The 22492-nt window shown below is 69.6% G+C and carries 19 protein-coding genes and 1 tRNA gene; 7 read left to right on the plus strand and 13 right to left on the minus strand.

All coding sequences use genetic code 11. The features are described 5' to 3' along the window. Positions 1–13: 13 nt before the first annotated feature. Positions 14–2632 carry a class III lanthionine synthetase LanKC gene (lanKC, locus tag RL72_RS18005; RefSeq protein ID WP_082072498.1) on the minus strand — a complete coding sequence of 873 codons (2619 nt, stop codon included), beginning with the start codon at positions 2630–2632 and terminating at the stop codon, positions 14–16. Positions 2633–2893: 261 nt separating this feature from the next. On the opposite strand from lanKC, the gene RL72_RS18010 reads away from it, so the two are divergent. Together RL72_RS18010 and RL72_RS18015 are read left to right on the plus strand one after the other, a co-directional pair. Then, positions 2894–4180, plus strand: coding sequence for a sensor histidine kinase (locus tag RL72_RS18010; RefSeq protein ID WP_045252262.1), 1287 nt, complete (start codon positions 2894–2896; stop codon positions 4178–4180). A gap of 17 nt (positions 4181–4197) precedes the next feature. After that, entirely contained in the window at positions 4198–4818 is a 621-nt protein-coding gene (locus tag RL72_RS18015; protein WP_346218199.1) for a response regulator transcription factor, read from the plus strand. Between the two features lie 305 nt (positions 4819–5123). On the opposite strand, the gene RL72_RS18020 is transcribed toward RL72_RS18015, so the two are convergent. After that, a tRNA-Ala gene (locus RL72_RS18020) sits at positions 5124–5196 on the minus strand. Between the two features lie 121 nt (positions 5197–5317). Then, on the minus strand, positions 5318–6253 hold the full coding sequence (locus RL72_RS18025; protein ID WP_045252263.1) for a LysR family transcriptional regulator: 936 nt from the start codon (positions 6251–6253) through the stop codon (positions 5318–5320). A 120-nt stretch (positions 6254–6373) separates the two neighbouring features. On the opposite strand from RL72_RS18025, the gene RL72_RS18030 reads away from it, so the two are divergent. The 4 genes from RL72_RS18030 (at position 6374) to lysA (ending at position 11709) form a co-directional block, all read left to right on the plus strand. Further along, complete coding sequence (locus RL72_RS18030; RefSeq protein ID WP_082072499.1) at positions 6374–7942, plus strand: aminotransferase class I/II-fold pyridoxal phosphate-dependent enzyme; 1569 nt, start codon at positions 6374–6376, stop codon at positions 7940–7942. Between the two features lie 62 nt (positions 7943–8004). Further along, on the plus strand, positions 8005–9507 hold the full coding sequence (locus tag RL72_RS18035; RefSeq protein WP_045252264.1) for an amino acid permease: 1503 nt from the start codon (positions 8005–8007) through the stop codon (positions 9505–9507). Beyond that, positions 9504–10406 (plus strand): universal stress protein, encoded by a 903-nt coding sequence (locus RL72_RS18040; RefSeq protein WP_045252265.1) that lies wholly within the window; start codon positions 9504–9506, stop codon positions 10404–10406. The genes RL72_RS18035 and RL72_RS18040 overlap by 4 nt, the downstream gene beginning before the upstream one ends. Positions 10407–10449: 43 nt before the next feature. Further along, on the plus strand, positions 10450–11709 hold the full coding sequence (gene lysA / locus RL72_RS18045) for a diaminopimelate decarboxylase (RefSeq protein WP_045252266.1): 1260 nt from the start codon (positions 10450–10452) through the stop codon (positions 11707–11709). A 26-nt stretch (positions 11710–11735) separates the two neighbouring features. On the opposite strand, the gene RL72_RS18050 is transcribed toward lysA, so the two are convergent. The 3 genes from RL72_RS18050 to RL72_RS18060 all read right to left on the minus strand — a co-directional run bounded on the left by RL72_RS18050 (position 11736) and on the right by RL72_RS18060 (position 15631). After that, positions 11736–14081: an FdhF/YdeP family oxidoreductase gene (locus RL72_RS18050; RefSeq protein ID WP_211256083.1), complete on the minus strand. Its 2346-nt coding sequence runs from the start codon at positions 14079–14081 to the stop codon at positions 11736–11738. Further along, positions 14078–14962 carry a formate dehydrogenase accessory sulfurtransferase FdhD gene (fdhD, locus tag RL72_RS18055; RefSeq protein WP_045252267.1) on the minus strand — a complete coding sequence of 295 codons (885 nt, stop codon included), beginning with the start codon at positions 14960–14962 and terminating at the stop codon, positions 14078–14080. The genes RL72_RS18050 and fdhD overlap by 4 nt, the downstream gene beginning before the upstream one ends. A gap of 102 nt (positions 14963–15064) precedes the next feature. Beyond that, positions 15065–15631, minus strand: a complete 567-nt coding sequence (locus RL72_RS18060) for a TetR/AcrR family transcriptional regulator (protein ID WP_045252268.1) — start codon at positions 15629–15631, stop codon at positions 15065–15067. Positions 15632–15698: 67 nt separating this feature from the next. Here RL72_RS18060 and RL72_RS18065 point away from each other — a divergent pair, with 67 nt between their 5' ends. Continuing rightward, the gene (locus RL72_RS18065) at positions 15699–16172 is read left to right on the plus strand and encodes a DUF1772 domain-containing protein (RefSeq protein WP_045252269.1); all 474 of its coding nucleotides are present in this window, start codon (positions 15699–15701) and stop codon (positions 16170–16172) included. A gap of 8 nt (positions 16173–16180) precedes the next feature. On the opposite strand, the gene rsfS is transcribed toward RL72_RS18065, so the two are convergent. The 7 genes from rsfS to obgE all read right to left on the minus strand — a co-directional run bounded on the left by rsfS (position 16181) and on the right by obgE (position 22474). Continuing rightward, positions 16181–16567 carry a ribosome silencing factor gene (gene rsfS / locus RL72_RS18070; protein WP_045252270.1) on the minus strand — a complete coding sequence of 129 codons (387 nt, stop codon included), beginning with the start codon at positions 16565–16567 and terminating at the stop codon, positions 16181–16183. Then, on the minus strand, positions 16567–17919 hold the full coding sequence (locus tag RL72_RS18075; RefSeq protein WP_045252271.1) for a hypothetical protein: 1353 nt from the start codon (positions 17917–17919) through the stop codon (positions 16567–16569). Before RL72_RS18075 ends, rsfS begins: the two co-directional genes overlap by 1 nt. After that, positions 17916–18512 carry a nicotinate-nucleotide adenylyltransferase gene (gene nadD, locus RL72_RS18080; RefSeq protein ID WP_045252272.1) on the minus strand — a complete coding sequence of 199 codons (597 nt, stop codon included), beginning with the start codon at positions 18510–18512 and terminating at the stop codon, positions 17916–17918. Before nadD ends, RL72_RS18075 begins: the two co-directional genes overlap by 4 nt. Positions 18513–18521: 9 nt before the next feature. Then, positions 18522–18749, minus strand: coding sequence for a hypothetical protein (locus RL72_RS18085; RefSeq protein WP_045252273.1), 228 nt, complete (start codon positions 18747–18749; stop codon positions 18522–18524). Positions 18750–18797: 48 nt separating this feature from the next. Continuing rightward, positions 18798–20096, minus strand: coding sequence for a glutamate-5-semialdehyde dehydrogenase (locus RL72_RS18090; protein WP_082072500.1), 1299 nt, complete (start codon positions 20094–20096; stop codon positions 18798–18800). Positions 20097–20159: 63 nt separating this feature from the next. Continuing rightward, positions 20160–20942: a glutamate 5-kinase gene (gene proB / locus RL72_RS18095; RefSeq protein ID WP_045252274.1), complete on the minus strand. Its 783-nt coding sequence runs from the start codon at positions 20940–20942 to the stop codon at positions 20160–20162. Next, entirely contained in the window at positions 20939–22474 is a 1536-nt protein-coding gene (gene obgE / locus RL72_RS18100; RefSeq protein ID WP_045252275.1) for a GTPase ObgE, read from the minus strand. The genes proB and obgE overlap by 4 nt, the downstream gene beginning before the upstream one ends. Between the last annotated feature and the right edge of the window lie 18 nt (positions 22475–22492).

Consider the following 22492-nt stretch of genomic DNA (forward strand, 5'->3'; position numbering starts at 1 on the left):
GAAGAGACCGGCCTCAGGCTCGGACTCGTTCGACAGGCCCTGCAAAGAAAGCAATGCGCTCATTGTGTTCACCTCGTTCAATGTCATCGTCGATGGGCGTGGGAAGAGTCACCGGAAACCACCGGTTCGGGTCCTCTTCGAGCTGAGAAAGGAGCGCGCCGACATATCCGGCGGCTCCGGTGGAGAAATCTGCCGAGAGATGGTGACCGTTGTCGCCGAGCACCATCCGTGTTTCTGGGTCGTCTCCGCAGAACAGGAAGCTGTCGGCGGTGAATGTCATCAGCCTCGCCCGCTCGCCGCCAGAAGCGGATACGGGAAGGAGCGCACAGGCGACGCCCGCCGTTCCCCGAAAGAGACCGCCGTTCATGCTGATGAGGCCGTCCACGGCCTGAGTGAGCCGTGCGATCTCATCCCGGTACCGGGCCGGTGCGCATTGTGCGAGGGCGAACGCGATCCCCGCGGCGCCCTCGGAAAGGTAGCCGTAGGAGACACGGGAGTAGTCAACGCGAAGGGCCCCGCTATCCGCCGTGGTGAGCTGGGCGAGTTCGCGGTGGAAGCAGATATCCATCAGGTGTTCCCAGGAGTCATCTCCCGTCACTTCCGCCAACCGACGACAGGCCAACCCGACTCCGACCCATCCATCGAACAACCCGATCGCGTTGCCCGTCTCCGACTGCGGGCTGACGATGTCCGCAGCCCCCGTGATGCGGGCTGCGAGCGACGCCGCACACCGGTCGAGCAAGCTGCGGGCCACGCCATCCCGGTCGCCGGCAAGGTCGCACAAGGCGAGGACGGTTCCGGACAGGCCACTGCGCACCGAGAGATCGGCTCCCGGATCGGGGCTTGATGCTCCAGCGAGGAGAATCACTTCGGCAGTGTCTGCATCCCCGAGTTCGGCGAAGACGGACGCGATGCCGGCGCTGCCTCGGAGGAGACCGTGAAAGGGGATGTGGTCCGTATCGCGCAGGCGTGCGCTCAACCAGTTACGGTCCTCGGTGACGTCGCGGCCCGCTCTCGCGAGCATGAGCATGACTCCCGCTGCCCCGGTCTCGATGTTCAGGAGCGCACCGGCGCCGTCCGCGAACTGTGTCGCGTCGCCCGGGTATCGCCGATGGCCGTCGCGCCGGGACCATTCGATGCCATTGCACACCTGGTCCACGAGGCGATTCGCCGGCACGAGCGCGCTACCTGCGGCGTGCCGGAATGGGTGCGAGGTTGCCACGGCGTCCACGGGCACCGCATCGACAAGTGCGTTCACGAGCTCGGACACGTCTGCGGGGAACTGTTCCGCGACTTTCCGGGCCCGGTACGTGAGCACGGACGGGTCAAACGACCCTGCCAGTGATGGCGAAAAGAGGTGCAAGACCACCGCTGCGAGTGCATATCTGTCCCGGTCGCGGTTCGATGTACGCACGTGCGGGACGAACCCGGGAGTGCCGATGCTGCCGACAGCCGACGCTTCCAAGGGTCGAGCTGCTTCCATGTCGATGAGACGGACACGGTTCCCGTCGATGAGGATGTTCTTCGGCTGCAAGTCGAGGACGCTCCACCCGGCGTCGTGGATCTGCGTCAGGGCCGCGACCATTTGCTGGGCAAGCGGTAGAGCTCTCACGGCATACGCGCTGAGACCGGTGGGATCGGTGCTGAACGGATAGTTGCTCGCCACCCATGCCTGCACGGTGACACCGGGGATGTACTCCTCGATGAGGAACTCGTGGTCACCGAGGACCCGGTAGTCGACCGCGTCCACGACGGCACCGACATGGGCGAGCGCGGTCAAGGCGCTATGTTCGTTGCGCAGACGTTCGGTGGCGTCGGTGGAGTCTGAGCTGAAAGCAGACCAGCGCCGAGCCTCCTTCAGCACGAACCGACCCCTGTCGGAGTCGGCAAGGTACACGCCACCGGCGTTGCTGAAATGAAGGCTAGAACGCACGACGTACGGGTGAAGGAGCTCTTCCAGTTCACCGGGCGCAGGGTTCAGGCGCTCCTCGACGAGTGCACGGATCAGGTCTGGCGGCTCAACGAAAGCGGGGAGCGTGAAGACCGCGGCACGGTTGTCGTGGACCTTCTGCCCGTCCGGAGCTTGGATGGCGTACCCCGTCGAGCCGTCGGCGTAATCAAGGCGGTCCATGAAGAACGCTCCGTAACGGAAGTAGACCGGGCTTTCGCCGAACTTCACGTCGGAGAGGATGTACGGGCCGTCGAACCCGCGAAGAGCCATATCGAACAGCGGCAGAAGCTCGCAGAACTCCTCATCCGTGCGAGGGAAGACGGTGATGAACATTCCGGCCGAGCCTCGGTTGGCGTACTTATTGCTTGTACGCTGCAGCTCCGCCTCGTCCGAGAGGTGTTTGAAAGGAACGCGCCGCTCGACGCAGATGTCAGCGACAAGACGAAGTGTCTCATGGGCCGTGCCGGGGTGGGTGCTTATGTGGATCTTCCACCCTTGGCGAGGGAGTGCACTGCCATCGTGCGGGTGGAAGACAGTCCAAGGACCGAATCGTGTCGACGACCACGAGGCGGGCATGGGGTGCACGAAGCCTCGCGTGGACGCGCTGGAGGTAGTCTGCTCGTAAAACGCCCTGCCGGGCGCGCAGTGCTGCAGCCGGATCATCGACCGGTTGCGGTACATCAGGGCTCACCTCGCCCGCCAAGACATGCTGGCGCCGGTGCAGCAAGGCTTGGTGATGCGGAACACGAATGAGTTGTCATCGCATCCCCTTCCGCTGCATCGTGGTGGACCGATCGCCTCCTGGTCTCGGCGTCCTACACCCATAGAACCCAGCGGCGGCGGTGGGCACGATGTCCCCTACCCCCCTCTTTGAGGTAGGGCTGGCCATACCTTCTGACGACGTTCGCGATGCGGGGCACGGGGAATCCCTAGGCTGGACCCATGACGGCGGCGGGTCACGTGTGGGCGGCGATGAAGCTGCCCCCTTGGCGCTTCGCTCTCAGCGGTTGGCCGTGGCGTGCGCTGCTGTACCTCATGCTGAGTGTGCTCATCGGCGCGGCTCTCGTTCCGCTCGCGGTTTTCACGCTGCTTTTTGTGCCGTTCTGGGCGCTCATCCTCGGATCGCTTGAACGTCGTCGCACCAGCCTGGTCGGGTTTCCTCGACAGGCGAGCGCCCATGGTGTCATCGACGCGAGCGAACGGCACCACTGGATCAACATCCGTCTGACCGAGCGAGCGACATGGCGGGAGACGCTTGCGCTCGTGTGGGACCTGTTCTACGCGCTCATCGCCCTTACCGTGTTGTTCTTCGAGACGATCACTCTTCTGGCGCTCGCAATGGTCGCTGTCGCGGGGATCACCGGGCCGACGCCGACGCAGTTCTTCGGGGATGCCGAAGGCATCATGACTCCCACCAATTGGTGGCCGGTCGCGCTGATCACCCTCGTCGCGCTCGTATTGTTCGGGTACATCAACGCCTGTTTGGCCATCGGACAGGCGTGGGTTCTGAGACCGCTGTGCGGTCCGCGTGCGCGTGGTCTTGACCCCGATGTCCAGCGTCTCCTCAATTCACGTCGTGCCCTTGCTGAGTCGTCCGATGCGGAGCGCCGCCGCATCGAACGCGACCTCCACGACGGCGTCCAGCAGGAGCTCATCGCTCTCGGCGCGCGCATCGGGATGATCGGTTTAGAAGTCGATGAGCTCGCCTCTCGAGGCATCGACGCCGCTCACCTTCAGCGAGCCGTGGACGAAGCGCAAGCCCAAGCGGAGCATGCGATGTCCACCCTCCGTGACACCGTTCGCGGTATCCACCCCTCCGTGCTCGCCGACTATGGTCTACGCGCGGCGCTGGAGGAGCTGTCCGAGCGGAGCAACATCCGGGTGACTCTCGAAGGAAGCCCCGGCGTCCGCGTCCCCGCCGCCCTTGAAACCACTGCCTACTACCTGGTCGCCGAGGCTCTGACGAACATCGCCAAACATGCTTCAGCGACATCCGCTGTCGTTGCGACCGGCACAGATGGAGAGTCTTTCATCGTCACGGTCACCGACAACGGAAGCGGTGGTGCCGACGAGCGCAACGGGACTGGCCTTCGAGGACTCTCCGACCGTGCGGAAGCTCTGAATGGTCGCCTAAAGGTCACAAGTCCTGCTGGTGGGCCCACCGTTGTACGGATGGACCTGCCCCTCCCCCACGAAGGAGACACGTCGCATGCGAATACTCATCGCTGAGGACTCGGCGCTTCTGCGTGAAAGCCCTCATCGCCCTACTCGAGCGCATCGGCCACACCGTCGTCGGCGCCGCAGAGACAGCTCCACAGCTGGAGGAGGCTTTCGCCGCTCTGGAGCGCGCGCCTGACATCATCATCACTGACGTCCGCATGCCCCCGGGAAACAGAGACGACGGTCTACAGGCCGCCTTGCGTATCCGTGAGCTGCAGCCTCACCAGCCGATCCTGGTCCTTTCGCAGTACCTTGCCGACACGAATGCCCGCCGTCTTCTCACCCTCCCGCAAGGAGCTGTCGGGTACCTGTTGAAAGACCGGATCAACCGGGTCCGCGACTTCGCCGGCGCCCTGCAGAACATCGCGAGCGGGGGAACCACCATCGACCCTCACGTCGTCCAGCACCTCCTCAGTGCGGCGCATCCAGGCCCACTGGATACTCTCACGCCGCGGGAGACGGAAGTCCTCGTCCTGATGGCGGACGGCCAATCAAACGCCGCCATCGCGGAGAAGCTCGTACTCAGCGACCCCGCTGTCGGCAAACACGTCGGGCGCATCTTCCAAAAGCTCGGACTCAGCCCGGTGGACGAAAACCGGCGCGTCAGGGCTGTGCTCACGTACCTACAAGCCTCGCGAACCCCCTAGGCCATACGTCTCGTTGAATCGTTCGCTGGCGCTCGATCCCGGCGGCCGCCCTGGACGAGAGCTGGCCGGACTTCGTCCGCGTCGCCTTCCTCTCCGAGCATCTGCTCGATCGCTCCCCGATCGCTCCCCGATGAGCCCGATCATCCGCCTCCGGAGCGACGGATGAGGAGATCGCCCGATTCGGACGACGAGGCTGACGCGGCGCGACAGACGCGACGCCGCAGTCCGACTTCACCTCTGCGAACGCCCCGCGCGTGAGCGAGAATGAGAGAAGCCCCGAGCGCTTGCTCGGGGCTTCTTGTCGGTGGACCTGAGGGGACTCGAACCCCTGACCCCCTGCATGCCATGCAGGTGCGCTACCAGCTGCGCCACAGGCCCATCTGCTGCTCGCGGCTTCCCGCGACAACTCCCTCAGCTTACAACACCGCTTCGATCGGATGCGAATCGACCCGGCGAATCGCGGAGGCCGGGCGTGTCCGGAGACCCGCATCCTCGCCCCTCACTCGGCCTCCGCCTCGGCGCGCAGAGCGGTGAAGCCGTCGCGGACCGCGGCGACGAGCTGGCGCACCGCCGCAGACGGACGCCGGGCGGCCCCTGCCGCCGGCACGGCCACGAGGATCGATCGCACGAACGCCGGATCGTCGATCGGTCGCAGCACGATCCCGGGGTGCGTCCCGACGGCGGCCATGCGGGGCACCAGGCCGATCCCCATGCGCGCGCCGGTCATGGCCAGCATCACCTGGAAGTCGTCCGTGCGGATCGCGATCTCGATCGTGTGACCAGCGGCGGCGAAGGTGTCGACGACGATCGTGTCCATCGAGTCGCCCCCCGCCGCCGCGAACATCCACCGCTCCTCGTGCAGCGTCAGCAGCGTGGGGACGTCGATCGAGGTGCGCGATGCGAGCGGATGCCCCACCGGGAGCGTCAGCAGGAGCGGTTCCCGGTGCACCTCGATCGCCGTCACCGTGGAGCGGAAGGCGAGCCCGTACCCCGGCACCGTGTAGACCAGCGCAGCGTCGACCTCGCCGCGGTTGCTGCGGTCCACGAGGGAAGGCACCTCCTCGAGCACCACGTCGACCTCGATCCCCTGGTCGTTCAGCCGCAGCACGACGGGCGGCAGCAGCTGCGCCGCCGAGGTGAAGGTGCCGAAGCGCAGCCGCGTCCGGCCCGTCTGCGTCAGCTCCCGAGCGTCGGTGATCGCGCGCTCGCTGAGGGTGAGGATCTCCTGCGCCCGCTCCAGCAGGAGCATCCCCACGGGTGTCAGCCGACTCCCCCGCGGCGAGCGCACGAGCACCTCGGCGCCGACCAGGCGCTCCAGATTCTTGAGGTGATAGTCGACCGTGGGCTGCCCCCAGCCGAGCCGACGCGCGGCCGCCGTGACGGAGCCTTCCGCGTGGACCGCCCTGAGGGCTTCGAGCTGACGGAGATCGACCATGAGACACCAACCTCCTATGTTGATCCAGCTTCCCAGAAGCTCTGAGTCACATACAGGATATGGTGGGCGGGCGAACTTCGGGGGATTCCTCGACGAACGCCGCAGCCTCACCATGGGGGAATGCACGCTTCCGAGTCCGTCCTCGTCGCACCGTCGCCCACTGGCGCGTCTGAGCCGGGCACCCTGCGGGTCGGCGACACCGGCCGGCACGCGGCGACCCCCTACGCCGACGCCCTCGAACGGCACGCGAGCCGATCCCCGATCCAGCTGATGGTGCCCGGCCACAGCGGCAACGGCTCCGGCATCAGCGGTCGTCTGGCGGACTACTTCGGCGAGCGCGTCCTGCAGCTCGACGTGCCGATGCTCCTCGACGACATCGACCTCGGCGAGAACTCTCCCCTGTCGCAGGCGCTCGAGCTCGCCGCCGAGGCCTGGGGTGCACGCCGCACCTGGTTCCTCGCCGGCGGCGCCTCGCAGGCGAATCGGATCGCGGCGCTCGCGGTGCGCGGTCTCGGCGCGAACGTCCTGTCCCAGCGCAGCGCGCACTCGAGCTTCAGCGACGGCGTACTCACGGCAGGGCTCACCCCCTCGTTCGTGCTCCCCTCGGTCGACGCCCGGTACGGGATCGCGCACGGCGTCTCCCCCTCCGCGCTCGACGACGCCCTGACGGCGGCCGCCGACCGCGGGCAGCCGGCGAGCGCCGTCTACATCGTCTCGCCGAGCTACTTCGGGTCCGTCGCCGACGTCGCCGGTCTCGCCGAGGTCGCCCATGCGCACGGCGCCCCGCTGATCGTGGACGGCGCCTGGGGGCCGCACTTCGGCTTCCACCCGGATCTGCCGGAGTCGCCGACCCGCCTCGGCGCCGACCTGGTCGTCTCGAGCACGCACAAGCTCGCCGGATCCCTCACCCAGTCGGCCATGCTGCACCTCGGCGACGGACCGTTCGCCGATCGCCTCGAGCCGCTCATCGAACGCGCCGTCTCCACCACGTCGTCGACCTCCTCCTCCGCGCTTCTGACGGCATCCCTGGACATCGCCCGGCACGCGCTGATGACCGGTGCCGACGCGATCGGCCGGTCGATCGCCGGAGCGGACGCATTCCGCGCGGCGCTGCGCGAGGATCCGCGCTTCTCGGTGGTCAGCGACGGCTTCGGCGCGTTCGACGACATCGTCGGGGCCGATCCTCTCCGTGTGCCGATCGACGTCTCCGCCACGGGCGTGAGCGGCCACTGGCTGCGTCAGCACCTGCTCGAGGTCGAGGGCATCTACTTCGAGATCTCGACCGCCACGGCGCTCGTCGCCCTCATCGGCGCCGGCAAGACGCCCGATCTCGCGCACGTGCACCGCGTGCTGTCGGCAGCGGTCGACTCCGAGGAAGCGCACGCCGAGCGCGCCCAGGCCGACGCCGCCGGCTTCCCCCCGCTGCCGCCCTCCGGCGCGCTGCGCATGCTCCCCCGTGACGCGTACTTCGCGGCCACCGAGCTCGTCCCCGCCGCGCAGGCGGTCGGCCGCATCTCGGCCGACACCCTCGCCGCCTACCCTCCGGGGATCCCGAACGTCATCCCGGGCGAGGAGATCACGGAGCAGACCGTGGCCTTCCTCCAGGCCGTGGCCGCGTCGCCCAGCGGATACGTCCGCGGCGCGGTCGATCCGGACGTAGCGCGATTCCGGGTGACGAGAGAAGACTGACTCCCGATCCTGCCGAACCCGCATCGCGCGCAGGATCACACATCCAATCAAAGGAGACTGGAATGACCACCATCGCCCAGCAGTTGCTGCGCCGGAAGCCGACCACGCCGGTCGGCGCCGGCGAAGTGCACCTGAAACGAAGCATCGGGCTGTTCTCGCTGACCATGATCGGCGTCGGCGGCACGCTCGGCACCGGAATCTTCTTCATCCTGTCGCAGGCCGTGCCCGTCGCCGGCCCCGCGGTGATCTGGTCGTTCGTGATCGGCGGCGTCGTGGCAGGCCTCACGGCCCTCTGCTACGCCGAGATGGCGGGCGCCGTGCCGGTGTCCGGATCCACCTACTCCTACGCCTACGCGACGCTCGGCGAGGGGACGGCCATGGCGGTCGGCGCGTGCCTGCTGCTCGAGTACGGCGTCTCCACGGCGGCGGTCGCGGTCGGCTGGTCGCAGTACGTGAACCAGCTTCTGCAGAACCTGTTCGGCTGGCAGATCCCGGTGCAGTTCTCGCAGTCCCCCGAGCAGGGCGGCATCATCAACGTGCCGGCCGTCATCGTGATCGTGCTGTGCGGCCTGCTCCTGCTGCGCGGCGCCCGTGAGTCGACCCTGGTGAACAGCATCATGGTGGTCATCAAGATCTCGGTGGTGCTGTTCTTCTGCGCCGTCGCCTTCACCGGTTGGAACGCCGACCACTTCCAGAACTTCGCCCCTGCGGGCTTCGCGGGCATCGTCGGCGGCGCCGGGATCATCTTCTTCTCGTTCGTCGGTCTGGACGCCGTCTCGACGGCCGGAGACGAGGCGAAGAACCCGAAGCGCAACCTGCCGCTCGCGATCATCTTCGCCCTCGGCATCATCATCACGCTGTACGTGCTCACCTGCCTCGCGGCCCTCGGCGCGCAGGCCCCGGCGAAGTTCGAGAACCAGGACGCGGGCCTCGCCGCGATCCTCCAGAACATCATCGGATCCACCTGGCCGGGCACGGTCGTGGCGATCGGCGCGATCATCTCGATCTTCTCGGTCACGCTGGTCTGCCTCTACGGCCAGACCCGCATCCTGTTCGCGATGTCGCGCGACGGCATGATCCCGCCGGTGTTCGCGAAGGTGGACCCGCGCACCCTGTCGCCCGTGAACAACACGATCATCGTGATGATCGCCACGAGCGTCCTCGCCGCCGTCGTCCCGATCAACTTCCTCGCCGAGATGACCAGCATCGGCACGCTGGTCGCGTTCCTCGTCGTCTCGATCGGCGTGATCATCCTGCGGGTGCGCGAGCCCGAGCTGGAGCGCGGCTTCCGCCTGCCGCTCGGCTGGACCATCCCGATCCTGTCGATCATCGGCTGCATCGCGATCATCACGCAGCTGCGCTGGATCACGATCGTGGTGTTCCTGGCGTGGGCCGCCGTGTTCCTCGTCTTCTACTGGTTCTACGGCCGCACGCACTCGGCGCTGGCCGTCGGGCACCCGGTCGTCGCCGCGGCCGACGTGCCGTACACCACCGCCGTCGCCCAGCCCAGCACCGGCGAGGTGCGCCAGGCCGCAGCCGCGCGCCGCAAGGACGGCGAACGATGAGCCTGCTCGTCGGTCTGAGCCCGGCGAGCCGCTCGGCGTCGGTTCTGCACCTCGCGGCGATGCTGGCGCGGTCCACCGAAACCGACCTGATCGTCACGACGGTGGTCCCGCAGACCTGGCCGCGCGCGGCGACCGCCCGCGACGACGCGGAGTGGCACGCGTTCACGCGCGACGCCGCGAACGCCGTGCTCGACCACGCCGCCGCCGTCCTCGGCGGCACCGTGCCTGCGGAGTTCGTCCTGCATGAGGCGTCCTCCGCGCGGCGCGGGCTGCTCGAGCTGGCCGAGGCCCGCGACGCGGGCATGATCGTGATCGGCTCGTCCTCTGCCGCGCCGCTCGGGCGCATCGCGCTGGGGTCCGAGAGCGACGCGCTCCTGCACGCCTCGGCGGTGCCGGTCGCGATCGCGCCGCGCGGGTTCCGCACCAGGGGTGAGGCCCGGGTGGGCCGCGTCACGGCCGCCTACCGGGGCACCGACTCGTCGGCGGACCTCGTGCTCGGCGCCGCGACCGTCGCCGGCTCGGTGGGCGCCGCGCTGCGCATCGCCTCGTTCGCGGTCGTGCCGAACGTGTCGGGCGCGGCGGGGGCAGGGCTCGACGCCGAGCGGATCATCGCCGACCAGTGGGCGGCCGACATCCAGGCGCACGCCACGCAACTCCTCTCGGAGGTGTCCGCCCTGCCGGGCGCCCCCGAGCTCGCCGGCACCGTGATCGGGATCGGGGACACCTGGGAGACCGCGGTGGACGACGTCGAGTGGGACGCGGACGAGGTGCTCGTCGTGGGATCGAGCAGTCTCGGGCCCCTCGCGCGGGTCTTCCTCGGATCCAACGCGACCAAGGTCGTCCGGCACTCCCCCGTTCCCGTCGTGGTCGTCCCGCGCCGCGCCCTGGATCCCTCCTGACCCGGCCGTCGTCCCGGCCACCCCGACCGCGAAGGACCTGACCATGTCGCACCCCATCCTCGAGCTCCTCCCCGAGGGGACGACCGTCGACGCCGACGGCACCCTCCGCTTCGGGGGGTGCCGGGTCGACGACCTGGCACGCGAGTTCGGCACTCCCGCGATCGTCGTCGACGAAGGCGCCCTGCGGGCGCGGGCGCGGGAGTACCGCACCGAGCTGACCTCGCGCTGGCCGAAGGCCCGCGTGGTGTTCGCCTCGAAGTCGTTCCCCGCGACCGCCGTGCAGCGCGTCATGGTCGAGGAGGGGCTGGGACTCGACGTCGCGGGCGGCGGCGAGATCCTCGGCGCCCTGCGCGCCGGCGTGGATCCCGCTCTGCTCGTGCTGCACGGCAACGCCAAGTCGACCGAGGAGCTGCAGATCGCGGTCGACGCCGGACTCGGCCTGGTCGTGGTCGACAACGCGGACGACGTCGACCGGCTCGAGCAGCTCGTGCCCGCAGGCCGCACGCAGGACGTGCTCGTGCGCATCATCCCGGAGGTCGAGTCCTCGACGCACCCGCACGTGCAGACCGGCCAGGTCGGATCCAAGTTCGGGCTGACGATCCCGGCGGCGAAAGAGCTCATCGCCCGGATCGAGGCCAGCCCGAAGCTCTCGATGCGCGGAGTGCACGCCCACGTCGGATCGCAGATCATGGATCCGTCCGAGCTGGCCGCCGCCGTCGCCCCGCTCGCCGCGCTCGGCACGTTCCCGGTGTACGACCTCGGCGGCGGGCTCGGCGCGCGCTACACCTACGACGAGCATCCGGCCACCGTCGCCGAGTACGTCGAGGCGCTCCTCGCCGCCGCCCGGGAGCACCTGCCCGCGGACGCCGAACTCATCATCGAGCCGGGCCGCAGCATGGTGAACGACTCGGCGATGACGCTGTACTCGGTCACCACCGTCAAGCGCGACGCGCGCACGTTCGTCGCGGTCGACGGCGGGATGGGCGACAACCTCGAAGTGGCACTGTTCGCGCAGCGCTACGAGGCCGCGCTCGCCGGCCGCCTCGACGAGGAGGCCACGGAGGACGTCGTGGTCGTCGGGCGCCACTGCGAATCCGGGGATGTGCTCATCGACCCGCTTCAGCTCCCCGAGGTGCACGTCGGGGACCTCCTCGCGGTCCCCGCGACGGGCGCCTACACGCACACGATGGCCAACAACTACAACGGCTACCGTCGCCCGCCGGTGGTGTTCGTGCACGACGGGCAGGCCCGCGCCGTCATCCGCCGCGAGACCTGGGACGACCTCTTCGACCGGGATCTCTGAGAGCGGTCGGCGCCCCCGGCGGTGGTTCAGGCCGCGGAGGGCGCCACCGTCACCTGGATGCTCTTCATGAGCGGCTGGTCGCTCTGCACGCTGAAATCGGCGTGCCCGATGAGCACGTTGAGCTCGGGCATGTACCCCGCGGCGTTCCCTCGCGGAAGGTCGTACGGCACCGCGCGGAAGGCGTGCACGATCCTCGTGGATCCGTCCTTCGACGTCGAACGGATGTCGACGAGATCCCCCTCGGCGATGCCTCGCGCGCGCATGTCGTCCGCGTGCAGGAAGATCAGCTCGCGCAGGTTCTTCACGCCGCGGTAGCGATCGTTGTTCGAGTAGATCGTGGTGTTCCACTGGTCGTGCGAGCGCATCGTCTGCAGCACCAGGGTCTCGTCCGAGGCGGGGATCACGTCGGGCATCGGCGCGAGCGAGAACTCGGCCAGACCCGACTCCGTCTGGAACACCCGCTCCCGCGCGGGCTGCGGGATCCGGAAGCCGTGCCGACTCTGGATCCGCTGGTTGAAGCCCTCGAAACCGGGCAGCACCTGAGCCATCACGTCGCGGATCCGGTCGTAGTCGGCGATGTACTCGTCCCATGGCGTCTGCGTGTCCGGAAGCGTCGCCTTGGCGATCCCGGCGATGATCGCGGGCTCCGAGCGCAGGTAGGCCGACGCCGGGCGCTTGCGTCCGATCGAGAGATGCACCATGCTCATCGCGTCCTCGACCGTCACGCCCTGCGGGCCGGCTTCCTGCTGGTCGCGCTCGGTGCGTCCGAGACACGGCAGGATCACCGCCTTCTCCCCATGCACGAGATGGCTGCGGTTGAGCTTGGTGCTGACCTGCACCGTGAGGCGGCACTTGCTGAGCCCCTCGGCCGTGTACGGGGTGTCCGGGGCGGCGAGCACGAAGTTGCCGCCCATACCGACGAACACCTTGACGGTGCCGTCGTGCATGCCGCGGATCGTCTTGACCGTGTCCAGCCCCTCGTGCCGCGGCGGATCGATGCGGCAGACCTCGGCGAGCCGGTCGGTCCACGCCGGCGGGCGGTGGTCGATCCCGCACGTGCGATTGCCCTGCACATTGCTGTGTCCGCGCACGGGCGACGGGCCCGTGCCGGGGCGCCCGATGTTGCCCCGCAGGAGCAGCAGGTTCACGATCTCGCGCACCGTGTCCACCCCGTGCTCGTGCTGGCTGACGCCGAGGCACCAGCTGATGATGGTGCGCTCCGAGCCGAGGTAGACCGCCGCCGCCGCACGGATCTGCTCTTCGGTCAGCCCGGATTGACGCACGAGCTCTCCCCAGGGCGTCGCCTCGACGAGCGCGCGGTACTGCTCGACGCCGTTCGTGTACTCGCGCAGGAAAGAGGTGTCCAGCACGGTCGGATCCGTCCTGGCCTCCTCGAACACGACCTTGGCGATGCCGCGGATCAGGGCGAGATCGCCGCCGATGCGCACCTGCAGGTTCATGGTGCTCGTGTCGGTGCTCTTGAACAGCGCCATGTCGACGAACTCGTGCGGCACGATCGTGCGGGTCGCTCCGGCCTCGACCAGCGGGTTCACGTGCACGACCTGCGCTCCGCGGCGCACCGCGTCCGACAGCGCGGTCAGCATTCGCGGAGCGTTCGAGGCCGCGTTCACGCCCAGGATGAACAGCGCGTCGCACTCCTCCCAGTCGCGCAGGTCGGCGGTTCCCTTGCCCGTGGCCAGAGAGGCCTTCAGCGCGCGACCGGACGCCTCGTGGCACATGTTGGAGCAGTCCGGGAGGTTGTTGGTGCCGTACTCGCGCACCATCAGCTGGTACAGGAAGGTCGCCTCGTTGCTCAGACGGCCGGAGGTGTAGAAGCTCGCCTCGTCGGGGCTGTCCAGCCCCTGCAGCTCCTCGCCGATCAGGGCGAACGCCTCGTCCCACGAGATCGGGACGTAGCGGTCGGTGGCCGGGTCGTAGCTCATCGGCTCGGTGAGCCGGCCCTGGTCCTCGAGGTCGAAGTCCGTCCACTGCGCGAGCTCGGCGACCGTGTGCTGCGCGAAGAACTGCCGGTCGACGCGCTTGTGCGTCATCTCCCAGGTGACGTGCTTGATGCCGTTCTCGCAGATGTCGAGCCGAAGGTTGCCGAGATCGTCGGGCCACGCGCAGCCGGGGCAGTCGAAGCCCGAGCGCCCGTGGTTCATGATGAGCATCGCCTCGGACCCGGCGATCGGCTCGCGTTCGCGCAGCAGCACCTTCCCCACCGACATCGCCGCTCCCCAGCCGGCCGCCGGGTGGTGGTAGGGCTTGCGGGACCAGGCTGCCGTCGTGCGCGGCCCGTAGCCGCCCTGGCGGGGCTCTTCGGGCATGAGGCCGAAGGCCGTGCCTCCGCGTGCGTCCACGTCGTCGCTCATCGCTGTGCGCGTCCTTCCTGAACGGGGGCGTCGCCCCGCGTCACCGCATCGATCCGCACACGATGCTCGTGCGCGTACACGTTCATGGATCGCCCTCGGACGAAGCCGAGCAGCGTCAGCCCGGACTCCTCAGCCAGCTCCGCCGCCAGCGACGACGGCGCCGACACCGCGGAGAGGATCGGGATCCCGGCCATCACGGCCTTCTGCACGAGCTCGAAGCTCGCACGCCCGGAGACCTGCAGCACGGTGCCGCGCAGCGGCAGCCGTCCCTCCTGCAGCGCCCAGCCGATCACCTTGTCGACCGCGTTGTGCCTGCCGACGTCCTCACGGATCACCAGCTGCGCGCCGGTGGCGGCATCGAACAGTCCCGCCGCGTGCAGTCCCCCGGTCTTGGCGAAGGCCGCCTGTCCGGCCCGGAGCCGGTCCGGCAGCTCGGAGATCCACTCGGCGTCGACGGTGACGTCGTCCTGCATCACATCGTGGTGCGAGATCGTGCGCACCGCGTCGATGCTCGCCTTGCCGCACACGCCGCACGAGCTCGTCGTGTAGAAGCGCCGGCTCTCGTCCGCGGTCGGAAGGCGCACTCCGGGCGCGAGCGTCGCATCGAGCACGTTGTAGGTGTTCTCCGCGCCGCCCGTGCCGGGGCCTCCGCAGTGGATCGCGGCGAGGAAGTCAGAGCGGTCGGTGATCACGCCTTCTGAGACGAGGAACCCGATCGCGAGCTCGACGTCGTGCCCGGGCGTGCGCATCGTGACGGCGAGCGGTGCTCCCCCGATGCGGATCTCGAGCGGCTCCTCGACCGAGAGAGTGTCGGCGCGGCGTCGTACGCCCTCGCCGAGAGCGATCCGAGTGACCGGCCGCAGCGTCGTGATCCGTCCCACGGCTCGACCCTACCCGTCGATCGCCGTCCGGCGGGGTCACCCGACCGTCTTTGTCAGCGAGGACAAAGGACGCGCTCGCCCGGCACCGGTGCGCGCCGGATCTCAGCCGCGGCGTTCGAACAAGGCGACCATCGCGGCTCCCCGGGCCTCGTCGAGCTCCGCGTCGAGACGGCCGTGCGCGTCGAGCTGGCTTACTCCGTGCAGTGTGCTCCAGAGCAGCTCCGCACGCACCGCGCGCTCGCGGGCGTCCGCTCCGCCGACCGCGTCCTCCAGCAACCGGAATCCGCGGCGGAGCACCGCCGGCGTCTCGTCCGCCGCGAAGACGACGCTGCTGCGCGCGGACGCCATGGCCTCGTACACCGCCGGATGCGCGCGGGCGAAGTCGAGGTACGCCGAGACCAGGGCCCGGAGCCGGTCCGCACCGTCTGCGGCGACGTCCATCGCCTCGGCCAGCTCCGCGTAGCCGTCGACGACCACGCGGGCGACGATGTCGTCGCGTCCGCCCGGGAAGTGCCGGTACAGGATCGGTTGGCTGACGCCCACCGCGTCCGCGAGGCGGCGCACCGTCACCGCCGGCCAGCCCTCGCTCTCGGCGATCTCCCTGGCGCTGCGGACGATGCGGGCATCGCGCTCGCGAATTCTCTCGGCGTCTTGCGCTGATCGGGCCATGGTCGTACCTTAGCATTGCTAACAGTTAGCATCGCTAACACCAGGATCCCTCTCGATCGGAGAAGCAATGTCCCTCGTCATCGGCATCACCGCCGTCCTCGCCGTGCTCGGCCTCGCCGTCATCTTCGGCACCGACATGAGCGTCGCCGTCGTGCAGCGCGCCGTCTACGCCGAGCTCGACGACCGCACCCTCGTGCAGGTCGTCGGCCGCGGCCACCACTACGGAGACCGGCGCTTCCCGGTCGTCGGCATCGGAGGGACCATCGCCACCGCGGCGACCGCACTCCTCGCCTTCCTCGGGGGCATCGCCTGGACCGGACTGCTCGCCGCCGCCGCGCTCGCGCTGGTGATCGTGTGGCTCGTGCTGTTCGTCGGCGTCGCGAAGCCCATCAACACACGGTTCACCGCCGCCGCGGCCGCCGGAGAGATCCCCGCGGACGCGCGCGCCCTGCAGGCACGCTGGGAGTCGATCATCCCGCTGCGCGCGGGGCTGCTCGGAGCGGCGATCGCCCTGCTGTGCGCGACGCTCTTCCTGCTCTGACGCGGTGCTCAGTCCTGGTCGACGGACGCGCTCAGCGGAGCGGGCTCGGCGATCGGCACCACGGGGCAGTCCTTCCAGAGGCGCTCGAGGCCGTAGTAGGTGCGCTCCTCCTCGTGGAAGACGTGAACGATCAGGTCGCCGAAGTCGAGCAGGACCCAGCGCGCTTCGCTGCGACCCTCGCGGCGCACGCGCTTGTACCCCGCCTCGATCATCTTGTCCTCGACCTCGTCCGCGATGGCGGCGACGTTGCGCTCGCTGTTGCCGGTGACGAGCAGGAAGATGTCGACGAGCGGCAGAGGCTCCGACACGTTCAGCGCGAGCAGATCCTCTCCACCCTTGGATCGGGCCGCGTCGGCGGCGATCTGCAGCATGTCCGCTGCGGAGGGAGACTGCATCAAGAGAACGCTCCAGTGGTGATGGCGACGATGAGAGCCCCGACCAGGGCCACCGCGAGTGCGCCGGCGGTGATGGTCAGCGCGAGCATGAGCTTGTTGCCCTTCTCGGGCTCCGGCGGTCGGATGACCTCGCCGGCAGGCTTGATGGTGCCGATGGCGGCGCTCGCCGCGATCGGGGTGGGCGAGGACGCCGGGGCGAGCTCGCCGTCGACGAGGATCGCGTCCACCTCCTTGCCGTCGGCCACGCCGTCGGCGTGACCGCGAGAGCCCAGTCCCGCGGGCAGCTCGTAGCTGCCGGTCACGAGGATCTCGCCGGTCGACGCGACGGGGCCGGACAGCGAAGGCGCGGTGGGCGCCTGCTGGAAGATCAGCGCGTTGGGCGCCGCGTGGTGCGATCCGGTGGAATCGCCGATCAGCGTGTCGAACGACTCGATCGCCGGCGCCTTCGGCTCCTCCGTCAGCACCCGCTGGCCGAAGGCGGGGTTGAGCGAGGATCCGGATCCCGCGGACGGGGCGCGGTCGTCGTCGGCGCCCGACGGGGTCGCCCGGACGGACTCGGACTCCGCGACGAGAGCCGACCATGCGGCCGGCTGCGCGGTCTCGGGCGCGGCGGCGGCAGGCGTCTCGGGCTGGGCGGCCGGCGCGTCGACGCCGGAGTCCTCCGGAGCGGTGGTGGCGTGCCAGGTGCGCCCGGTCTCCTCCTCGGCCCGCATCACTGCCGAGGCGGACACGGGGGCGACACCCTGCTCGGCATCGTCCACGCCGTCCTGCTCATCGAGCGAGCGCGCGGGCTCGGGCGTCAGCGGGGCGGCAGGCGCGTACGAACGACGACGACTCGGGTACGCCGGACGCGGGACGTCGGTGATCATCCCCTCCTGCGCAGGCGCAGCCTGCGGTGCGCTCTCGGCGGCCGATGCGGGCGTCGCAGACGGAACCGGCGGCGCGGGGCGCTCCGGGACGACCGCCGGGACAAGAGGCGCCACGGGCTCCGGGAGCGCCTCCGGCTCGGGGAGCTCGAACGGCGTCGAGCCATCGGTCACCGGCAGCGACCCGGTGCGGATGCGCTCCTGCTCCCGGATCTGGCGACGGGTGAGCGGCTCCTCGACGTCCTCGACGGCTTCGGGCTCAGCCTCAGGCTCCACCGCGTCGACCTCGGGCGCGGCGTCGACGGCTTCGGTCTTCGCCACCGGCTGAGCGTTCGCCGCGCTCAGCAGACGAGCCGCCTCCGCCTCCTCCTCCGTGACGATCGGGGTCGATCCGGTGAGGCGGGCCTCCCGCAGCTGCTTCCGGGTCAGCTGGCCGTTGCCCGCTGACCGATCAGCAACATGCCCGTGCTGATCCGATGTGCTCATGACGTGCTCCGATAAAGATGATGCTTCGCGATGTACTGGACCACCCCATCCGGTACCAGGTACCAGACCGGGTCTCCCTCACGGACACGGGATCGACAGTCGGTCGACGAGATCGCGAGGGCGGGGACCTCCAGCTGGCTGACGTCGTCGCTGGGAAGACCGTCCGTGCTCAGCACGTGCCCCGGTCGGGATACCGCGACGAAGTGGGCCAGATCCCACAGTTCATCATGATCCCTCCAGCTGAGAATCTGCGCCACGGCGTCCGCGCCGGTGATGAAGAAGAACTCGGCGTCGGGGCGCTGCGCCTTCAGATCGCGGAGCGTGTCGATCGTGTACGTCGGACCGTCGCGGTCGATGTCCACGCGGCTGACCGTGAATGAGGGGTTCGACGCCGTCGCGATCACCGTCATCAGGTAGCGGTGCTCGCTGTCCGACACGCCGCTCTTCTGCCACGGCTGGCCCGTCGGCACGAAGATCACCTCGTCGAGGCCGAACGAGTGCGCGACCTCGCTCGCAGCCACGAGGTGACCGTGATGGATGGGGTCGAACGTCCCGCCCATCACGCCGATCCGCGGCGCCGGAGTGGTCGTCATCGGCTCAGCTCAGTGACCGTGGCCGGCCCCGTGTCCTTCGTGACCGTGCTCCGCCGCCCACGCCTCCGCCTTCGCGGCGTGGCGGTTGGCGACGTTGCGGTAGGAGAGCGCGACCAGGCCGAGCAGCGTGAACACGCCTGCCGCGATGAAGAAGAACGGGAGCGTCTCCAGCGTCACGTTGCCGTTCTGCTCGGTGTTCTCTGCGGCGGTCTGCACGAGCTGTGCGACGAGGTTCATCGATTCTCCAGAGTGATCAGGGTGGATCTCAGCTCCTCAGTCTAGTCCTCAGGCGCGCGTCTGCCCCGCCCCACGCGCGAGCCACTTGGTGCTGGTCAGCTCGGCGAGCCCCATCGGACCCCTCGCGTGCAGCTTCTGGGTCGAGATGCCCACCTCGGCGCCGAAGCCGAACTCGCCGCCATCGGTGAAGCGCGTCGACGCGTTCGCCATCACCACGGCCGAGTCGACCTCGGCGAGGAACCGCTCGATGGAGAGGGCGTCGGTGCTGATGATCGACTCCGTGTGGCCGGTGCTGTACTGCCGGATGTGCGCGAGCGCGCCGTCCAGATCGTCCACCACGCGCATCGACAGGTCCAGGCTCAGATGCTCGAGAGCCCAGTCCTCGTCGCCGGCCGGGACGGCGTCGGGAACCAGGCGCCGGATGTCGTCGTCGCCGTGGATCGTGACGCCCTGCGCGATCAGCGCCGAGGCCACCGCGGGGACCAGGCGATCGGCCGCGCTGCGCAGCACCAGCACGGTCTCGACCGCGTTGCAGACGCTCGGACGCTGCACCTTGGCGTTCACGACGATGTCGCGTGCCCAGTCCAGGGGTGCAGTGTCGTCGAGGACGATGTGCACGACGCCCGCGCCCGTCTCGATCACGGGAACGGTCGACTCGGTGACGACGGTCTCGATCAGTCCCGCACTGCCCCGCGGGACGAGGACGTCGATGAGCCCCCGCCCGTGCATCATCGCGGTGGCCCCGACGCGCCCGAAGTCGTCGACGGTCTGGATCGCCTCGGGGGTGATCCCGACTGAGGCGAGGGCGTCGCGCATGACCTGCACCAGCACGGTGTTGCTCTCGCGCGCGGCGCTGCCTCCGCGCAGCACCGCGGCGTTGCCCGAGCGGAGGGCGAGGGCGGCGATGTCGACGGTGACGTTGGGCCGGGCCTCGTAGATCGCCCCGACGACGCCGAACGGGACGCGCACCTGCTCCAGGGCGACGCCGTTGGGCATGCGGTGACCGCCGACCACGCGACCCACCGGGTCGGGCAGTGAGGCCACCTCGCGCACGGCGGCGGCCAGCGCCTGGACGCGCTTCTCGTCGAGGCGCAGCCGATCCAGCAGTGCGTCGCCGATGCCCTCCTCCGCCCCGCGGGACAGGTCCCGGGCGTTCGCCGCGATGATGTCGGCCGATGCTGCGACGAGCGCCGAGGCGATGGCCTCCAGGGCGGCGGTCTTGCGATCGCTCGTCAGACGCGCGGTCTCGCGGGCCGCCTCCTTCGCGGCGCGCATGCGCGCCTCCGGGGAATCCGTTCCGGCAGAGGCTTCGGCGGGCACGGCGAAATCGGCGATCACGGTGGACATGCGGTCAGTGTACCCACGCAGCGCACCGCCGGGGCGCGGGATGACGGATCCGCCCCGTGCGCGTCAGACAGCGGGTTCGAACCAGGTGCCGATCGATGCGCCGGACAGGGCCTCCCCCACGAGATCCGCGCTCGTGACGAGCACGCCGATCCCGCTCGCCGCCGCGAGCCGCGCGGCCGAGACCTTGGTCGCCGCTCCTCCGGTGCCCACGCCGTTGACGACGGACGCCCCGAACTCCAGGCCGGACAGGTCGGCTCCCGCGGCGACCACGTCGAGGGGCTCTGCGGCCGGATCGGACGGCGGCCGCGTGTACAGCGACTCCACATCGCTGAGGAGCACCAGAGCGTCGGCCCCGGTCAGCTGAGCGACGAGCGCGCCGAGCCGGTCGTTGTCGCCGAAGCGGATCTCCTGAGTGGCAACGGTGTCGTTCTCGTTGACGATCGGCAGCACCCGCAGGCCGAGCATCCGCTCCATGGCCCGCCGCGCGTTGCTGCGCGAGGTGGGATGCTCCAGATCCCCGGTCGTCAGAAGCACCTGGCCCGCCACGATGCCGTGCGGGCGCAGCGCCTCCTGGTAGCGGTAGATCAGCAGGTTCTGACCGACGGCGGCCGCCGCCTGCTGCGTGGCGAGGTCGGTCGGACGGGCGTCGAGCTGCAGGAAGGGGATCCCCGTGGCGATGGCGCCCGAGGAGACCAGCACGATCTCGGTGCCGCGGGCGTGCGCCGCGGCCAGCGCCTCCACCAGGACGGGGATGCGCCACGCGGACTCGCCGCTGATCGACGAGGAGCCGACCTTGACGACGAGGCGCGCCGCCCCGGGCAGATCCGCCCGGGTGAGCGCCGTCACAGCGTGTCCTCGCCGGCGTCCTCCACGTCCTCGCCCTCCGCCGCACGGCTGGCGAGGCGCTGCTCCTCGAGCTCGGCGCGCGCGGCCGCCTTCGCGTCCATGCGCTCGTGGTATCGCTCGCGGCGCTCGCTCGTGGTGCGTCGGGTGTTCGGGTCGAAGCGCGAGTCGAGACCGCGCGGGGACGTAATGAGCTCGGCCGCAGAGCTCAGCTGCGGCTCCCAGTCGAAGACGATGCTCTCGCCCGGGCCGATGACCACCGTGGATCCGCGCACCGCTCCCAGGCGGAAGAGCTCGTCCTCCACCCCGAGCTTCTCGAGGCGGTCGGCGAGGTAGCCCACCGCCTCCTCGTTCTGGAAGTCGGTCTGCTGCACCCACCGGACCGGCTTGTCGCCGAGGATCCGGTAGATGTTGCCGTAGCTGCCGCCTTCGACGCGGATCTCGAACTCGCGCTTCGCACCCCTCGGGCGGATGACGACGCGCTCCTTCGGCGCCTCCGCGGCGGCGGCCAGCTCCGCGCGATGCGCGTCGACGAGCTCGCCGAGGGCGAAGGTGAGCGGGCGGAGCCCCTCGTGCGAGACGGTCGAGATCTCGAACACGCGGAAGCCGCGCTCCTCGAGCTCCGGGCGCACGAAGTCGGCGAGCTCCCGCGCCTCGGGCACGTCGATCTTGTTGAGCGCGATCACCTGCGGGCGCTCGAGCAGCGGAACCTGACCCTCGGGGACCTCGTAGGCCGCGAGCTCCGCGAGGATGACCTCGAGGTCGCTGATCGGGTCGCGGCCCGGCTCGAGCGTGGCGCAGTCGAGCACGTGCAGCAGCGCGGAGCACCGCTCCACGTGCCGCAGGAACTGCAGGCCCAGACCGCGGCCCTCGCTGGCGCCCTCGATGAGGCCGGGCACGTCGGCCACGGTGTAGCGCGAGTCGCCGGCCTGCACGACGCCCAGGTTCGGGTGGAGCGTCGTGAACGGGTAGTCGGCGATCTTGGGGCGCGCCGCGGAGATCGCGGCGATCAGGCTCGACTTGCCGGCGGACGGATAGCCGACGAGCGCGACATCGGCCACCGTCTTGAGCTCGAGCACGACATCGCCCTCGAACCCGGGGGTACCCAGCAGCGCGAAGCCGGGGGCCTTGCGCTTCGGCGTGGCCAGGGCGGCGTTGCCCAGGCCGCCCTGACCGCCCGCCGCCACGACGAATCGTTCGCCGGGGGTGACCATGTCGACGAGGACCTCGCCCTCGGGCGACTTGACGACCGTGCCCACCGGCACCGGCAGCTCGAGGTCCTCCCCGTCGTAGCCGGAGCGGTGGTCGCCCATGCCGAAGCCGCCGTTCTGCGACGTGCGGTGCGGCGAGTGGTGGTACGAGAGCAGCGTGCCGGTCTGCGGGTCGGCGACGAGCACGATGTCTCCGCCGTCGCCGCCGTTGCCGCCGTCCGGCCCGCCGAGGGGCTTGAACTTCTCCCGGTGCACGGAGACGCAGCCGTTGCCGCCCTTGCCCGCGCGCAGGTGCAGCGTCACCCTGTCGACGAACGTGACCATGCGGGGATCCTCCTGGAA

This window comes from Microbacterium azadirachtae (assembly GCF_000956545.1).
GTDB lineage: Bacteria > Actinomycetota > Actinomycetes > Actinomycetales > Microbacteriaceae > Microbacterium > Microbacterium azadirachtae.

Excerpts from the sequence above, each read along its gene's own strand:
- lanKC (WP_082072498.1), bottom strand. The coding sequence starts at position 2,632 with ATGTACCGCAACCGGTCGATGATCCGGCTGCAGCACTGCGCGCCCGGC.
- RL72_RS18040 (WP_045252265.1), top strand. The coding sequence starts at position 9,504 with ATGAGCCTGCTCGTCGGTCTGAGCCCGGCGAGCCGCTCGGCGTCGGTT.
- lysA (WP_045252266.1), top strand. The coding sequence starts at position 10,450 with ATGTCGCACCCCATCCTCGAGCTCCTCCCCGAGGGGACGACCGTCGAC.
- RL72_RS18060 (WP_045252268.1), bottom strand. The coding sequence starts at position 15,631 with ATGGCCCGATCAGCGCAAGACGCCGAGAGAATTCGCGAGCGCGATGCC.
- RL72_RS18090 (WP_082072500.1), bottom strand. The coding sequence starts at position 20,096 with ATGTCCACCGTGATCGCCGATTTCGCCGTGCCCGCCGAAGCCTCTGCC.
- RL72_RS18050 (WP_211256083.1), bottom strand. The coding sequence starts at position 14,081 with ATGAGCGACGACGTGGACGCACGCGGAGGCACGGCCTTCGGCCTCATG.
- RL72_RS18085 (WP_045252273.1), bottom strand. The coding sequence starts at position 18,749 with ATGAACCTCGTCGCACAGCTCGTGCAGACCGCCGCAGAGAACACCGAG.
- RL72_RS18025 (WP_045252263.1), bottom strand. The coding sequence starts at position 6,253 with ATGGTCGATCTCCGTCAGCTCGAAGCCCTCAGGGCGGTCCACGCGGAA.
- RL72_RS18010 (WP_045252262.1), top strand. The coding sequence starts at position 2,894 with ATGACGGCGGCGGGTCACGTGTGGGCGGCGATGAAGCTGCCCCCTTGG.
- RL72_RS18075 (WP_045252271.1), bottom strand. The coding sequence starts at position 17,919 with ATGAGCACATCGGATCAGCACGGGCATGTTGCTGATCGGTCAGCGGGC.
- RL72_RS18030 (WP_082072499.1), top strand. The coding sequence starts at position 6,374 with ATGCACGCTTCCGAGTCCGTCCTCGTCGCACCGTCGCCCACTGGCGCG.
- RL72_RS18065 (WP_045252269.1), top strand. The coding sequence starts at position 15,699 with ATGTCCCTCGTCATCGGCATCACCGCCGTCCTCGCCGTGCTCGGCCTC.
- nadD (WP_045252272.1), bottom strand. The coding sequence starts at position 18,512 with ATGACGACCACTCCGGCGCCGCGGATCGGCGTGATGGGCGGGACGTTC.
- obgE (WP_045252275.1), bottom strand. The coding sequence starts at position 22,474 with ATGGTCACGTTCGTCGACAGGGTGACGCTGCACCTGCGCGCGGGCAAG.
- RL72_RS18035 (WP_045252264.1), top strand. The coding sequence starts at position 8,005 with ATGACCACCATCGCCCAGCAGTTGCTGCGCCGGAAGCCGACCACGCCG.
- rsfS (WP_045252270.1), bottom strand. The coding sequence starts at position 16,567 with ATGCAGTCTCCCTCCGCAGCGGACATGCTGCAGATCGCCGCCGACGCG.